Below are 15,099 nucleotides of genomic sequence, written 5' to 3'. Positions count from 1 at the left end.
TTTAGCTAAACTATATTTCTTCATTATGTCATTAAAATATTGTACGTTGTCAAATAAAAGTGCACAACTGCAAATATAGTTATTTACTCTGTAATATCATTCTTTTATTCTCAGAAATTCTTTTGTTGATTGAATTTTGCTTTATTACTTCTCGTTGGACTTTCAAAAACACATGCGCAGCATATTATGGAATCCATAGCCTACAACTTATACCGAACGCTAGGGATTATTGTGTCAAATTCTATCAGATAATATGAAAATACACCGATAAAAAATTGTTATCTACTCAAAACTCCCCTCCAACGGCATCTTTTGGTCAAAAAATATTCATTCTTCTAAGAGTATATGGGTGAAAATTGAGAGAGTGCAGGTTTTGCAGAGGTCTCATAAAGTTTATAAAACTACAGAGCAAATCTGCATCGCCAATATCCATAAACTATTTTTTTGAAAAAAAACTATCATTTATTTGGTTGTTTAATGAAAAGAATGTACCTTTGCACACGCAATTCGGGAGCATATTCTCATTGTAAATATCAATTGCACCCTTAGCTCAGTTGGTAGAGCAACTGACTCTTAATCAGTGGGTCTAGGGTTCGAATCCCTAAGGGTGTACGAAAGGAGATGCAACAGCATCTCTTTTTTATTTTCTAACAGACTATTATTTATAACTATTGAAAGCATCTAATATGAAAAAACAAAGTTACTTATTTGCTATATTCATATTTTTAATGTAATTTTGTCAACCGAATTTATATAAAAAGTTCTTATAACCATAAAAACATTAATAATTTATGCAAGACTCAATCAAATCTGTTTTATCGGGTGATTTCAATAAAAAGAAATTCCTGATGTGTTTGATTACGGCGCTCTTAACCGTAATCGTGTGGAATCTTCCGAGTAGTTTCTTTGACATTGATGGCCTTACTATTGTCCAACAACGTGTCATTGCTATTTTCGTTATGGCCGTTTTGCTGTGGATAACAGAAGCTATCCCTGCATGGGCAACGTCTATTACAATTATCTTCATACTGCTCTTTTGCGTCAGTGACTCGTCGTTCTCCTTCTTTCAAGGCACAGAAGATCAGTATGGAACGATGCTTGATCATGTAGGAGTAATGGCATGTTTTGCTGATCCTACAATTATTTTATTCCTTGGAGGCTTTATATTAGCTATCGCAGCAACAAAGAGTGGGCTTGATGTTCTTATGGCAAGAATATTAATGAAACCATTCGGTCAGAAGAGTGAATATGTGCTTTTAGGTTTCCTTCTCATCACAGGAGTATTCTCTATGTTTATTTCCAACACGGCAACGGCAGCCATGATGCTCACCTTCTTAACTCCCGTGTTCAAAGCACTCCCTGCAAATGGAAAAGGAAGAATTGCGCTCACGATGGCCATTCCTGTTGGTGCTAATCTCGGAGGTATGGGTACTCCAATCGGAACGCCCCCTAATGTATTTGCGCTGAAGTATCTAAACGACCCAGCAGGACTAAATACTGGAATAACATTCTCACATTGGATGATGGTGATGGTTCCTTTAGTTATTATCCTCCTTATTATTGCATGGCGACTGATTCTTCATTTCTTCCCATTCACACAAAAGACAATTAAGATTGAAATTGCAGGAGAAGTCTCTCACAATTGGCGCACAGTGGTTGTGGCTATCACTTTCCTGCTCACAATATTCTTATGGATTAAAGGAAAAGATTTATTTGGCATCAATGCAAACACAGTGGCGATGCTTCCTATAGCTGTATTTGCGTTTTGCGGCGTAATCACAGCAAAAGATTTGCAAGAAATAGATTGGTCAGTCATCTGGATGGTTGCGGGAGGCTTTGCCTTGGGTAATGCAATGAACGGAACAGGTTTGGCAGAGAATGCCATTAAGAGTATTCCATTCGGAGCTTGGAATCCGGTCGTAATCCTCGTTATCGCATGTCTCATTTGCTATCTTTTGAGTAACTTCATTTCCAATACCGCAACAGCAGCCCTACTTGTGCCTATCCTCGCCGTTGTATGTAAAGGAATGGGCGATGGTTTGAATATGATCGGTGGTACAGTAACCGTTTTAGTCGGTATTGCAATCGCTGCAAGTGCGGCAATGTGCCTCCCAATCAGTACGCCACCAAATGCCATAGCTTTCTCAACAGGATTAGTCAAGCAAAACGATATGCTCAAAGTCGGAGTGTCAGTCGGTATCGTCACTTTGATTTTAGGCATCGGTGCATTGGCTCTTTTCTCTAAATTAGGTGTTTTCTAATCATAAATAAATCCACATTTTGAGCCTCTCCTTGTAAAAAGGTGAGGCTCTCTTTCATTTTTCTTGTAAAATGTTTTAATCAATTTATAGTTATTTCGTAATTTTGTTGCAATCAAACTTAAAAACAATGTTCTTACAAAAAGCTTTAGGATTTAATTCCTCTACGATGAAGGCTCGCACAGAAATTGTGGCCGGAGCTACCACTTTTCTCACCATGTGTTACATCCTTGCAGTCAATCCTGACATTCTGAGCACGACAGGAATGGACAAAGGCGCGCTTTTTACAGCAACTGCAATTGCTTCTGCCATCGCAACGTTGCTGCTTGCATTTATGGCGAAGCTTCCTTTCGCCCAAGCGCCGAGTATGGGTCTAAACGCATTTTTCGCATTCACTTTATGCCAAGCGATGCACTACACCTGGCAGCAATCCTTAGCCATTATGCTCGCTGAGGGTATTGTCTTCCTGCTCATCACATTCTTGAACATACGGGAGCATATTCTCAATGCAATCCCACAAAACCTACGCTATGCTATATCCGCCGGCATCGGAATGTTTATAGCTTTTATCGGATTAAAGAACGCCGAAATCATTGTCGCTAACAGCGCGACCTATGTTGGGCTTGGAAAATTCACGCCCACGGCAATTTTAGGGGTCATTGGAATCATCCTCAGCGGTGTTTTAATGGCCCGCCGCGTAAAGGGAGCATTGTTCCTGAGCATCATCATCACAACGCTGATCGGCATTCCGATGGGCGTAACAAAGTTCCCTACTGGCTGGCTGCCTGTTGATATGCCACAGGATATCAGCCCAATCTTTGCTCATTTTGACTTTACCGGACTCTTCACGCTCAAAACGGGCTTAGTGGTTATTTCTCTGCTCATGGTAAACATCTTCGACACGGTCGGAACTCTTGTGGGACTGGCCTATAAGACCGGAATCGTTGGCAAAGATGGTTCTATCCCCCATATTAAGGAAGCCATGATGAGCGATGCCATCGGAACCACATGCGGAGCCTTCCTCGGGTCAAGCACACTGACTACCTACGTAGAGAGCGCGTCAGGAATTGCCGAAGGCGGACGAAGTGGACTGACTTCTGCTGTCGTTGGACTGCTGTTCATCATTTCGCTCTTCCTTTCTCCCCTATTCATGCTGATTCCCAGCGCAGCGACAAGCGGCGCGTTGGTCCTTGTCGGCGTGCTCATGCTCGACAGCGTGAAACAACTCGAACTGACAGAAGTAAGTGAAGCTTTCCCCGCGTTTATCACCATGATTACGATGGTGCTTTGTTATTCTATTGCGGATGGAATCTACATGGGCATCCTAAGTTATGTTATCCTCAAGTTATGCACCCAACAATACAAAGTGCTTAATCCCACGCTACTGATTTTATCCGTCTTGTTCCTCCTCAATTTCATTCTGAGTTAGAATGACTGCAAAAAAGGCTCTTATTCTGAACGCAAACAGCAGTAGAGCGTAACTCAATAAGCCTGCGGTTCGGCCGTCGATAGACAAACCTCAGGCACACGAAATAAACTGAACAAAAAGTCTCTTTTCCAATCACAACAAAGCTTTGATTTGGAAAGGAGACTTTTCTTATATTCAAAAACAAACCAAAAACTGAACAGAAACCACAGCCAAACTTCTGTTTGAAGCCTCATTTTGACGAAAAACCGAGTTCTCTATTCAATTCTCATTAAAAAACTGGCCATATCCCCGAGTATTTTTTCAGAATCACACAATTTCTGTTCATCTACCTCGGGTGTTTTATCAGAATCACGCGATTTTCGTTCATCTACCCCGGGTGTTTTATCAGAATCACGCAATTTCTATTCATCTACCCCGGGTGTTTTATCAGAATCACGCAATTTTCTGCAATTGTCCCCAGGTGTTTTATCAGAATCACGCGATTTTCGTTCATCTACCACGGGTGTTTTATCAAAAATCGGCAATTTCTGTTCATCTACCCCGGGTGTTTTATCAAAAATCAGCAATTTCTACTCATCTACCCCGAGTGTTTTATCAAAAATCAGCAATTTCTGTTCATCTACCCCGGGTGTTTTATCAAAAATCAGCAATTTCTGCTCATCTACCCCGGGTGTATGAACACTTTTCATCAAAATCTGATAATTTACACCCGTCCCCGAGCAGTTTTTCACGAATTCTGATGATTGTACCCCGTCCCCGAGCAGTTTTTCACAAAATCTGATGATTGTACCCCGTCCCCGAGCAGTTTTTCGTCAAAATCTGATAATTGTACCCCGTCCCCGAGCAGTTTTTCACGAAATCTGATGATTGTACCCCGTCCCCGAGCAGTTTTTCACAAAATCTGATGATTGTACCCCGTCCCCGAGCAGTTTTTCATGAAAAACTAAAAATTTACACCCGTTGCCGAGCAGTTTTTCATGAAAAACCGATAAAATAATAAAAGCGAAAAGAAGTTTTTCGCTTAAAACTAACAACCCTTTCCGTCAATGCTGCAGCTTGGCGCCTCATCCTGACGAGATTTCAAGCCAGCTTCTTCCGGTGAGAGCGTCACACGTCCGTCTTCTAAGACGAAGCACGGAATGCCAGCATAACCATGTTTTTTAGCGTCGTCGAACACCGGATTGTTGTCTCGCAATGCCAAAAAAGCTTTTAAGTTCCTCACATGCTCACCAATATCTATCACTTCGTAACGGCCATTGCCCTTAACCTGCTCGTCTACAAACGAACAATCGGGGCAGGACTTCATTCCATAAATTTTAATCATAATCTTAATGTTTTAATACTCATAATTCATTGCAAACTTACATAAAAACTTTGGAATCATTATCAAAATCAATAAATTTTGTTATCTTTGACGCGGACAAAACATAAACTTATGGATTTTTTAGAACTTTGTAAGAAGCGGTTTTCCACCCGCAAATTCAGTGCGCAGAAAATTGATGAGCAAACATTAGAACATATCATGGAGTGTGTAAGAATGGCTCCATCGGCAGTAAATCGACAGCCTTGGAAGTTTATTGTCGTCGGTTCTGAATCAGCAAAAGAGAAACTTGTGCAATGTTACGACAGGCAATGGTTTCGTTCGGCTCCACTTTATGTCATTTGCATGAAGGATACGACAAATAATTGGGTTCGTGCGTTTGATGACAAGCCACACGGAGATATCGACCTTGCCATTGCGATAGAACATCTTTGTTTGAGTGCAGCCGAATGTGGAATTGGGACTTGTTGGGTTTGTAATTTTGATCCCCAACGGCTCAATGCGCTTTTCGGCCAACCCGGATATGAAGCCGTGGCCATTGTTCCGATGGGATATGCGGCACAAGATTGTGTCGGAAAAGAAAAACAGAGAAAAACCTTAGACGAAATTATAGAATTTGTTTAAGGACTGACTAAAAGCTGTTGGCAAAAAGCAGAACAGAGGTCGGCGCTACGCGTTGACAACGGCCAACAGCCAGAAAAAGGCATAAAAAAGGCAATATGAATGCGCCAAACATCACATATTGCCTCTTTTTTGTTTATCGCCTACTCTATAATGCTATATCGGGCGAACTTTAACAAAAGAACCTTCTGCCCCGTATTCTTAAAGTTGACAGTTGCCTTCTGATTCTCTCCCATCCCTTCAATATTCACCACCGTTCCGATTCCAAACCGCTGGTGCTCGATGACACTGCCTATTTTCAGTCCGTCGGCCGTAGAAATAGGTTGCGATGTGGGCTGGTCTGCATGGTTCTTTGAGACGACAGGCGGAATTTTGACTGGTCTCAATTTCGCCGGACGAATCGATGCAGCCGTGAAAGTAGGCTTCGGAGAAACAGGTCGCGAAGGTCGCTCTGAAACGAAATCGTCACTAAAAATCTCCATAAAAGCGGGGTCAATTTCGTTGAGGAAACGGCTTGGTGTGCCGAACTCCAATTTTCCGAATCGCCATCTGTTTTTAGCACAGGTCAGAAAGCAGTATTGCTCTGCACGCGTGATTGCAACATACAACAATCTTCTCTCCTCTTCCAATTCGCGCGCGCTGCTTGACGACATTGGGCTGGGAAAGATATTTTCTTCCATTCCGACGATGAAAACCGTCGGAAACTCCAAGCCTTTTGCTGCGTGAATGGTCATTAAGCTCACTTTTTCGCCCTCTTTGTCATCGTCGCTTTCGACATCGGTCAGCAACGAAACTTCTTGGAGGAAATCCGTAAGTTTCGAATATTCCTCACGCCCTTCTTCGCATCGACTTTCAACAAAATCTTGTAAACCATTCACAAATTCCTCAATATTCTCCTGGCGCGAAATAGCCTCGGGGTCGGTTGAGGAGAAAATATCTTTATTAATTTCACTTTCTTGAATGATTTTGACGCCCAACTGATAGGCATCCATTGTGTCGACCTTTTCGATGAACGAAGACATCAGTTCGGTGAAAGAACGGAGCTTATTTAGGGTTCCATTATTAACTTTCAGACCAAATTTGACGGGAGAATTGAGGATTGACCAGAAGCTTTCATGATTTAAATGAGCACAGGCGATAATCTTCTCAATCGTCGAAGCGCCAATTCCGCGTGTGGGATAATTGATGATTCGGCGAATGGCCTCCTCGTCTTCAGGGTTAACTACAACGCGGAAATAAGCCAAAACATCCTTAATTTCTTTGCGTTGATAGAAGCTCATTCCTCCAAAAATGCGATATGGGATGGTCTGCCGCCGCATCTCTTCCTCAAAGATTCTACTCTGCGAATTGGTGCGATACAAAATGGCAAAATCGCTGTAATTGAAGTGTTCTTTCAGCTGCAATTGTTTGATATATCGGCAAACGACAGCAGCCTCCTCCTTATCACTATAGACCGGACGTAGTACCAGCTTTTCGCCCTTGGCATTTCGGCTGTAAACGTCTTTGTGTATTTGTCGCTTGTTGTGGAGAATCAAACTATTGGCCGCTTGTACAATATTCTGCGTCGAACGATAGTTTTGTTCGAGTTTGAAGAGCTTTGTCTCAGGGTAGATCTTCTGAAAATCAAGAATGTTATCAATATTTGCGCCCCGAAAACCATAAATACTCTGTGCGTCATCTCCTACCGCACACACATGATGATGCTCTTGCGTCAGCTGCAAAACAATACATTGCTGCACGTAGTTTGTATCTTGATACTCATCAACCAACACATACTTAAATCGCTCCGCATACTTGATTCGAATATCATCATGCTCCTTAAAGAGGCGCCATGTGAGAACCAACAAATCGTCGAAGTCCATTGCGTTGGCTGTCTGCAAACGCTGTTGATATGTCTGGTAGATTTGATAAATTTTTCCTTGGCGGTTTTGTTCGTCTCGTTTCAAAGCATCCTGGTCCACCGCATAGGCATTCGGCAGGATAAGATGATTCTTTGCCATGCTAATCTTTGCATGTACGCTGGCCGGCTTATAAACTTTATCATCAAGCTGCATTTCTTTGATGATACTTTTCAACAACGACCGGCTGTCTGACTCATCATAGATGGTAAATTGCTTCGAATAGCCCAATTTTTCAGCTTCGACACGAAGAATTCTTGAGAAAATGCTGTGGAATGTTCCCATATAGAGGTAGCGCGTGCGATCTTGGCCCACAACTCTCGCGATACGGTTGCGCATTTCATTGGCGGCCTTATTTGTGAACGTAAGCGCAAGAATACTCCAAGGCTCATACTGCTTTTCGTCTATCAGATAGGCAATCTTATACGTAAGTACACGTGTTTTGCCCGAACCTGCACCGGCAATCACCAACTGAGGTCCGTCGCAATATTCCACAGCAGCACGCTGTCCATCATTTAACTCTAAATTCATAATAATCAATGGGCATATACTCCGCCTGAAGCAGTGTGTGGATCATAATCTTCTCCGGGCTTTGGAAAACTCGGAATGAAACGCATATTGGCTAAAATTTGTCTCCGACGTCGCATGACATAAGGTCCTGGATGCTTACTACTTAACTCACGAGGATTAGGCAACGTGGCTGCAATTGTAGCGCAATCAGAACGTGAAAGATCGATAGCTTGTTTCCCGAAATTATATTCAGCAACAGCATCAGCGCCGTAGATTCCATTTCCCATTTCAATGGAATTCAAATACACTTCCATTATTCTCTGCTTACTCCAAAGCAGTTCTATCAATGCCGTGAAATAAACTTCAAAACCTTTTCTCGTCCAAGATCTCCCGGGCCAAAGAAATACATTCTTCGCCGTTTGCTGGCTTATGGTACTTGCTCCGAGCTTACGTTTTCCGCCTTTTAAATTCCGTTTGGCTGCCTTTTCTATTGCATCATAATCAAAACCATGATGCAAAAGGAAACGTTGATCTTCACTCGCCATCACCGCCACAGGCAAATGAGGAGATATCTCATCTAAAGGTATCCAATGATGATGTAGTGTTACACTCTCACCAGCACCTAACTGTTGAAAACAACGAATGAACATCAGCGGTGTAAAATATACAGGGACAAACCGAAGGAGTACAACCGCAAAGACGGATGAAGCAAAGAAGAGCACAAAAGCCCATCTGATAACTTTCCAAACTATGGTTTTCATTAATGCAAAAGGGGGCACACTGCCTACACAGTGCACTCCCATAATTTAATTTGTTTATTTTTAATTACTCTGAAAGAGTACCTGACTTTGCTGCGTTTACCATTGCGGGAGAAGCATATAGATATACTTCCACACGACGATTCTGCTTGCGTCCGGCTGCTGTTGAATTGTCGGCAACTGGTTCTGAACTACCCTTTCCAACAACATTCTGGAATTGTGAGCTCGAAACACCACAAGATTTAAGATAGTTTACAACACTCTCTGCACGACGATTACTCAATGGAATATTGATTGCATCATTGCCTGTATTGTCTGTGTGACCATAGATGTCAACATGACAATCTGAATTATCTTTCAAGACCTTAGAGAATTTAACTAAATCATTCTTAGAAGATGCTGTCAAAGTTGCTTGATTTGTAGCAAAGAGAATACCACTATCAAAGGTAACTTTTACTGCCTTCAAACCATTGGCATCTGTTACTTCTTCAACCTTTGCATTGCGAATCTGAGCTGCTTGAGCTGCAACTTTATCCATATGACGACCAATCAGTGCACCTGCACCTGCGCCTACAGCACCACCAATAGCTGCACCTACAGCCGTGTTACCTGCTATTTTACCAACAATTGCACCTAAAACGCTGCCACCACCAGCGCCAATCAACGTACCTGTACCCTGTTTTGTTGCGCAACTACATACTGAAAGGACACACAATCCCATCGTTGCCATTTTCAAATTCTTCATAATTTTTATTCTTAAATACGTTTATTATTTCTCTGCAAAGATAGTCGTTTTTCCATCATTATATGCAGATTACCATTTATTTTTTGTAATTTTGCCACAAAATAACACGTTTCTCACAACATAAGAAAAAGGAAAAACCTATTTGAATATAGGGGATTCCCTAAACATTGGGGAATAAAACGACAAATAATAAAATATCTATATAATGGCAAAAGAACTAAAGCAACTTACCAAAAGGGCTGAAAACTACAGCCAATGGTATAATGATTTGGTAGTTAAAACAGATTTAGCAGAACAATCACCTGTACGTGGTTGCATGGTCATTAAACCCTATGGCTATGCTATTTGGGAAAAGATGCAGGCTGAACTTGATAAAGAATTTAAGAAGACGGGAGTGCAAAATGCATATTTCCCAATGCTTATTCCAAAGAGTTTCCTTAGTAAAGAGGCCGAGCATGTAAAGGGATTTGCAAAAGAATGCGCCGTAGTTACCCACTATCGTCTTAAAGCAAGTGAAGACGGAAACAGTGTTGTTGTAGACCCAGCAGCCAAACTTGACGAAGAGTTAATTATCCGTCCTACTTCTGAAACAATAATATGGAACACTTATAGAGGGTGGATTCATTCTTGGAGAGACCTCCCTATCATGTGCAACCAATGGTGTAACGTGATGCGATGGGAAATGCGTACACGTCCTTTCTTGCGTACTTCTGAATTCCTTTGGCAGGAAGGTCATACTGCACATGCAACGAAAGAGGAAGCTGAACAAGAAGCACAAACAATGTTAAAGGTATATGCCGACTTTGCAGAAAAATGGATGGCTGTACCTGTTTTGCAAGGCGTTAAGAGCGAAACAGAACGATTTGCAGGCGCACTTGACACCTATACTATTGAGGCAATGATGCAAGATGGTAAGGCATTACAAAGTGGAACAAGTCACTTCTTGGGCCAGAACTTTGCCAAAAGCTTTGATGTTCAGTTCCTCAACAAAGAGAACAAGCCTGATTATGTATGGGCAACTTCATGGGGAGTCAGCACACGTTTGATGGGGGCGCTTATCATGGTACACAGTGACGACAATGGACTTGTGCTTCCACCAAAGCTTGCTCCTATCCAAGTTGTTATTGTTCCTATATATAAAGGTGACGAACAACGTAAAGCCATTAGCGACAAATTGCAACCTGTAATCACGAAGATGCAGGAGTTAGGTATTAGCGTTAAATTCGATGATTCGGATAATAAGCGGCCAGGATTTAAGTTCGCTGACTATGAATTAAAAGGTGTACCTGTGCGCTTAGTCATGGGTGGTCGTGACCTCGAAAACAACACAATAGAGATTATGCGACGTGATACTTTGGAGAAAGAGAACGTTAGTTTCGATGGTATTGTCGAGCGAGTTCAAACGCTACTTGACGATATTCAGCGCAACTTATTTGAGAAAGCACGCGCTTATCGCGATGCACATATCTTCGAATGTGACAATTATGACGAGTTTAAGGAACGTGTGAAAGATGGGGGTTTCTTCCTTTGTCATTGGGATGGCACAGCTGAAACTGAAGCCAAAATTAAAGAAGATACACAAGCAACCATCCGCTGTGTGCCTTTTGATTATGAGCAAACAGAAGGTATTGACATGGTTTCAGGTAAGCCATCTAAACATCGTGTTATCATTGCGAGAAGTTACTAAGCAAACTTTTTGAATACGTTTATAAGCAAGAGGATGCGCGACTACATTCGTTCATCCTCTTTTTCTTTGGCCTACGCTTCGTGAAAGCTGTTTCTTTGGCTTATAATTAAAGAACTCTGCTATACTTAAACGAAATAAAAGTTGAAGGGAAAATCAATCATCTTACCTTTGTTTTATTTTCTTATTTGAAAAGCATTCTGATATAAAAAGATATTTTTTCAACAACAAATAAACCATAAACAGACCATAGAACAACATGATTATTTAAAGCATTCATAAGATTAAATATTTTATTTGACACATCTTCATAACACACTTATAATCATCACATTAAACAATATATTATAAATTCAAAAACGAAATGCTTGAAATCGAACCAGAAAGAGCATTATTTGACCACACAATCTAATAGGGATTACCATGCAAAATGAGGCAAATTACAATACAATAATATATCAATCACACAGCTTATCTGGTGACGATTTTTATCCATAAACTATATTCCACCTTATAAGATAGTGAAATTTCGAATATTATTTGTAATTTTGCAACGTTTAATATAAAGTAAACAAAAGATTAAAAATAATGGAACTTGCAAGTAAGTATGACCCACAGACAGTGGAGTCAAAATGGTATGAGTATTGGCTCAATAATAAATTGTTCAGCAGTAAGCCTGATGGACGCGAACCATATACCGTAGTTATTCCTCCACCAAACGTAACAGGAGTACTTCATATGGGGCATATGCTGAACAATACGATTCAGGATATCCTTGTAAGACATGCCCGAATGGAAGGTAAAAACGCTTGTTGGGTGCCAGGAACTGACCATGCCAGCATTGCCACCGAAGCGAAAGTTGTTGGCAAATTGGCTGAAAAAGGAATCAAAAAAACTGATCTTAGTCGTGAGAAGTTCCTTGAACATGCTTGGGATTGGACACACGAACACGGCGGAATTATACTGAAACAACTTCGTAAATTAGGATGTTCTTGTGACTGGGACCGCACATCTTTCACCATGGATGAAACTCGAAGCAAGAGTGTCATTAAGGTCTTTTGTGACCTTTATGATAAGGGATTGATTTATCGTGGCGTTCGAATGGTGAACTGGGATCCACAAGCTCAGACAGCTCTTTCCGACGAAGAAGTAATCTATAAAGATGAGCACTCAAAGCTCTATTACTTGAAATATCGTGTTGTTGAAACCGATTGCAAGCAGGTAGACGAAGGAAACGTGATGCATAAAGATGAGAAAGGCTACTATGCTGTAGTGGCAACAACTCGTCCTGAAACAATCATGGGTGATACCGCAATGTGTATCAATCCTGAAGATGTAAAGAACACATGGCTCAAAGGCAAACATGTCATCGTACCACTCGTTGGCCGTGAGATTCCAGTTATAGAAGATACGTATGTTGATATCCAATTTGGTACAGGTTGTTTGAAGGTTACTCCTGCCCACGATATCAATGACCATGCACTTGGTTTGAAACATAGTTTGGAGACGATTGACATCTTTAACGATAATGGTACTATCAGTGAAGCAGCAGGTCTCTATGTAGGTCAAGACCGAATGGACGTGCGCAAGCAGATTGCTAAAGATTTAGAAGCTGCTGGTTTGATGGAAAAGATAGAGGACTATGACAACAAAGTTGGCTTCTCTGAACGTACAAACGTTCCTATTGAGCCTAAACTTTCAACGCAATGGTTCTTGAAGATGCAACATTTTGCAGACTTGGCACTTCCTCCTGTGATGTCCGATGAGATTGAGTTCTACCCTAAAAAATATAAGAACACCTATCGCCATTGGCTCGAAAACATTAAGGATTGGTGTATATCTCGACAGTTATGGTGGGGTCACCGCATACCAGCCTACTACTTTATGAATGCTGATGGTAAGCGCGATTGTGTCGTTGCAGAAACAGAAGAAGCTGCATTGGAAAAAGCAAAAGCAAAGAATTGCAACCTTGAACTCAAAGACTTGGAGCAAGAAAGTGATTGTCTTGACACTTGGTTTTCTTCGTGGCTATGGCCTATTTCTGTGTTTGATGGTATCAACAACCCCAACAACAAGGAAATTGATTACTATTACCCCACTTCAGATCTTGTTACTGGTCCTGACATCATCTTCTTCTGGGTAGCTCGCATGATCATGGCCGGCTATGAGTATAGAAAGACCTATCCTTTCAAACATGTATACTTTACAGGTATTGTTCGCGATAAGTTGGGCCGCAAGATGAGCAAGAGTTTGGGCAACTCTCCTGACCCATTGATGCTCATTGAGAAGTATGGCGCAGACGGAGTACGCATGGGTATGATGCTAAGTGCACCTGCAGGAAACGACATTTTGTTTGATGAAACATTGTGCGAACAAGGTCGTAACTTCAACAATAAGATATGGAATGCCTTTAGATTAGTAAAAGGTTGGAAGACTGCAGATATCGAACAACCAGAATGTAACGCGCTTGCAGTAGAATGGTTTGATGCAAAACTGAAGCAGGTAAACATTGAACTACAGGAACAATTCAAGCAATATCGTATCTCAGAAGCTCTGATGACCGTGTATAAACTATTCTGGGATGAGTTCTCAAGCTGGTATCTTGAAATGATAAAGCCAACATACCTCAATGGCGAAGCACAGCCTATAGATCATAAGACCTATGAGGCAACGATAGGATTCTTTGATAATCTACTCAAAATGCTTCACCCATTTATGCCATTTATCACAGAAGAACTTTGGCAACATATCACAGAAAGAACGCAAGGTGAAAGCATTATGCGCGCAACTTTGCAATTAGAGGCGCCGAAAAATAATGATGAAAGAATCATCAACGATATTGAGGTTGTTAAACAAATTGTTGGAAACATACGCACTGTTCGCAATCAAAAGAACATTGCTCCCAAAGAGTTGCTGGTGTTACAGGCTATAGGTGAGAACGAAATGAGTGCTTATAATAGCATTATTTTGAAGATGGCTAATCTCAAATCTATTGAGGTTGTTGCTGAAAAGAGCACAGACTCAAGCAACTTTATGGTAGGAACCAACGAATATGCAGTACCACTTGGTGATTTGATAGATGTTGCAGCAGAGATTGAAAAGGCTGAAAAAGAACTGCAACATTTGGAAGGTTTCCTCATGGGTATCCGCAAAAAGCTTGGTAACGAGAACTTCGTTGCACACGCACCAGAGGCTGTTGTCGCTCGCGAACGTAAGAAAGAGAGTGACTCGGTAGAGAAGATTGCAGCATTGAAGCAGACAATTGAAGAGCTAAAAAAGAAATAAATACAAAGTAACCTCATTCTTCCTTTTACATAAACAGAGGGAGAATGGGGTTATTTTTTACTCATTTGTTTCAAGTAATAGGATAACAAGATAATATGTTTAGAAAGAGAGTTTCATATTTACAACATATAACTGACTTCTTTGTGAAGGCTAATTATGGAGAGAATCGCAAAATAACAACTAACTTTTTGTGTGATTCAACAATTCATTTCTTAAAGAATCTCCCTTTAGTTGCATTCTTTATATTGCTATTTTCGTCCTGCCATGATGAAATTCCTATCATTGATGCGTATGAGAATACAAACCAAACACTCTTTGTTTATATGCCATGGACGGGCACAAAAAATACTTCCGAGAATAATCTTAAAGCATATTTCGATAAGAATATCGCTGCAATGCGTCAGAATATAGAGCAGAATAAAGGGGTAAAACAAACAGATATTATCGTCTTTGTAGCAGAAAATCAAACCCGTAGTGTTATTTTCCGTATGAAGTATAACACAACTCGCCAGCGTTGTGAGCTTGATACCTTAAAGCGAAATGCAGGTTTTGTGAGTGTTTCAGAATCTAATTTAAGAAATTTGTTCAAT

The 15,099-nt window shown here is 41.0% G+C and carries 9 protein-coding genes, 1 tRNA gene and 1 pseudogene; 7 read left to right on the top strand and 4 right to left on the bottom strand.

The features are described 5' to 3' along the window. Nucleotides 1–539 precede the first annotated feature (539 nt). From HMPREF9420_RS00560 to HMPREF9420_RS00550, 3 genes are all read left to right on the top strand, one after another. A tRNA-Lys gene (locus tag HMPREF9420_RS00560) sits at nucleotides 540–612 on the top strand. Nucleotides 613–791: 179 nt separating this feature from the next. Beyond that, nucleotides 792–2,261, top strand: a complete 1,470-nt coding sequence (locus HMPREF9420_RS00555) for an SLC13 family permease (protein ID WP_007133417.1) — start codon at nucleotides 792–794, stop codon at nucleotides 2,259–2,261. Nucleotides 2,262–2,388: 127 nt separating this feature from the next. Further along, nucleotides 2,389–3,687 carry an NCS2 family permease gene (locus HMPREF9420_RS00550; protein ID WP_007133416.1) on the top strand — a complete coding sequence of 433 codons (1,299 nt, stop codon included), beginning with the start codon at nucleotides 2,389–2,391 and terminating at the stop codon, nucleotides 3,685–3,687. 1,027 nt (nucleotides 3,688–4,714) lie between these two features. Here the strand turns inward: HMPREF9420_RS00550 and HMPREF9420_RS00545 are convergent. Beyond that, nucleotides 4,715–5,011 (bottom strand): hypothetical protein, encoded by a 297-nt coding sequence (locus HMPREF9420_RS00545; RefSeq protein ID WP_007133413.1) that lies wholly within the window; start codon nucleotides 5,009–5,011, stop codon nucleotides 4,715–4,717. A 111-nt stretch (nucleotides 5,012–5,122) separates the two neighbouring features. On the opposite strand from HMPREF9420_RS00545, the gene HMPREF9420_RS00540 reads away from it, so the two are divergent. Further along, nucleotides 5,123–5,632 (top strand): nitroreductase family protein, encoded by a 510-nt coding sequence (locus HMPREF9420_RS00540; protein WP_007133412.1) that lies wholly within the window; start codon nucleotides 5,123–5,125, stop codon nucleotides 5,630–5,632. Between the two features lie 140 nt (nucleotides 5,633–5,772). On the opposite strand, the gene HMPREF9420_RS00535 is transcribed toward HMPREF9420_RS00540, so the two are convergent. The 3 genes from HMPREF9420_RS00535 to HMPREF9420_RS00525 form a co-directional block, all read right to left on the bottom strand. Beyond that, on the bottom strand, nucleotides 5,773–8,058 hold the full coding sequence (locus HMPREF9420_RS00535) for an ATP-dependent helicase (protein WP_007133411.1): 2,286 nt from the start codon (nucleotides 8,056–8,058) through the stop codon (nucleotides 5,773–5,775). Nucleotides 8,059–8,063: 5 nt separating this feature from the next. After that, entirely contained in the window at nucleotides 8,064–8,798 is a 735-nt protein-coding gene (gene mtgA, locus HMPREF9420_RS00530) for a monofunctional biosynthetic peptidoglycan transglycosylase (protein ID WP_044078639.1), read from the bottom strand. Between the two features lie 64 nt (nucleotides 8,799–8,862). Then, complete coding sequence (locus HMPREF9420_RS00525) at nucleotides 8,863–9,540, bottom strand: OmpA family protein (RefSeq protein WP_007133409.1); 678 nt, start codon at nucleotides 9,538–9,540, stop codon at nucleotides 8,863–8,865. Nucleotides 9,541–9,745: 205 nt separating this feature from the next. Between HMPREF9420_RS00525 and proS the strand changes: the two genes are divergently transcribed. The 3 genes and pseudogenes from proS to HMPREF9420_RS14475 form a co-directional block, all read left to right on the top strand. After that, nucleotides 9,746–11,227, top strand: coding sequence for a proline--tRNA ligase (gene proS, locus HMPREF9420_RS00520; RefSeq protein WP_007133408.1), 1,482 nt, complete (start codon nucleotides 9,746–9,748; stop codon nucleotides 11,225–11,227). Nucleotides 11,228–11,812: 585 nt separating this feature from the next. After that, nucleotides 11,813–14,509: a valine--tRNA ligase gene (locus HMPREF9420_RS00515; protein WP_007133407.1), complete on the top strand. Its 2,697-nt coding sequence runs from the start codon at nucleotides 11,813–11,815 to the stop codon at nucleotides 14,507–14,509. A 95-nt stretch (nucleotides 14,510–14,604) separates the two neighbouring features. Continuing rightward, a pseudogene (locus tag HMPREF9420_RS14475) lies at nucleotides 14,605–15,099 on the top strand (hypothetical protein); the annotation flags it as partial.

The organism is Segatella salivae DSM 15606, from assembly GCF_000185845.1.
GTDB lineage: Bacteria > Bacteroidota > Bacteroidia > Bacteroidales > Bacteroidaceae > Prevotella > Prevotella salivae.
Note: the sequence above shows the minus strand (reverse complement) of the source record. Positions and strands in the feature narration are given on the sequence as shown.

Excerpts from the sequence above, each read along its gene's own strand:
- HMPREF9420_RS00550 (WP_007133416.1), top strand. The coding sequence starts at position 2,389 with ATGTTCTTACAAAAAGCTTTAGGATTTAATTCCTCTACGATGAAGGCT.
- HMPREF9420_RS00545 (WP_007133413.1), bottom strand. The coding sequence starts at position 5,011 with ATGATTAAAATTTATGGAATGAAGTCCTGCCCCGATTGTTCGTTTGTA.
- HMPREF9420_RS00515 (WP_007133407.1), top strand. The coding sequence starts at position 11,813 with ATGGAACTTGCAAGTAAGTATGACCCACAGACAGTGGAGTCAAAATGG.
- HMPREF9420_RS00555 (WP_007133417.1), top strand. The coding sequence starts at position 792 with ATGCAAGACTCAATCAAATCTGTTTTATCGGGTGATTTCAATAAAAAG.
- HMPREF9420_RS00525 (WP_007133409.1), bottom strand. The coding sequence starts at position 9,540 with ATGAAGAATTTGAAAATGGCAACGATGGGATTGTGTGTCCTTTCAGTA.
- proS (WP_007133408.1), top strand. The coding sequence starts at position 9,746 with ATGGCAAAAGAACTAAAGCAACTTACCAAAAGGGCTGAAAACTACAGC.
- HMPREF9420_RS00535 (WP_007133411.1), bottom strand. The coding sequence starts at position 8,058 with ATGAATTTAGAGTTAAATGATGGACAGCGTGCTGCTGTGGAATATTGC.
- mtgA (WP_044078639.1), bottom strand. The coding sequence starts at position 8,798 with ATGAAAACCATAGTTTGGAAAGTTATCAGATGGGCTTTTGTGCTCTTC.
- HMPREF9420_RS00540 (WP_007133412.1), top strand. The coding sequence starts at position 5,123 with ATGGATTTTTTAGAACTTTGTAAGAAGCGGTTTTCCACCCGCAAATTC.